The organism is Tsukamurella conjunctivitidis (genome assembly GCF_007858475.1).
GTDB lineage: Bacteria > Actinomycetota > Actinomycetes > Mycobacteriales > Mycobacteriaceae > Tsukamurella > Tsukamurella conjunctivitidis.
The window spans coordinates 1-531 of the sequence record NZ_VIGX01000280.1 but is presented as its reverse complement, the minus strand read 5'-3'; the positions used below and the strand labels follow the sequence as shown (position 1 = coordinate 531).

General features: G+C 43.7%; 1 protein-coding gene. It reads right to left on the bottom strand.

Annotated elements, in window-relative coordinates; all coding sequences use genetic code 11:
* Positions 1-531 (bottom strand): ABC transporter substrate-binding protein (locus tag FK530_RS27725; protein ID WP_231706811.1); only part of this gene is annotated, 531 nt, incomplete at both ends.

The window sequence follows — 531 nt, the reverse complement described above, 5'->3', positions numbered from 1 at the left end:
CCGATCTTCGCCCAGTCAGATTGAATCATCACTGCCATTCTACGGGCATTAGGGTTATAAGGACGCTGTACCGGCATTGCCCAGAGCGTTACCTCAAAGCCATCCGGTAATCCCGCCTCCGCTAAAAGTGCTTTAGCTGCTGCAGGATCATATTCATAATCAACAATCTCATCGTTATAGCCCCACATTGTCGGAGGGATAAAGTTTTTCGCCGCTTCTCCATTTCCCTGGAAAATTGCATCGATAATATCAGCCTTATTAACCGCTAGACTTAAGGCTTTACGTACCTCTAACTTATCTAAAGGCGGTTTATCCATATTGAAAGCAAGATAGCCAATATTGAGTCCTGTTAACTCTTTCACATCAATATCGGAGCTTGCGCGCATCTTCTCAAGATCGGCAAGATTAGGGTATGGCATAACATGGCACTCACCCTTTTGTAACTTTGCAAAACGAACTGAAGCATCGGGAGTAATTGAGAAGATTAGACGATCAAGTTTAGCCGGCTCCCCAAAATAATCTTTAAATTTC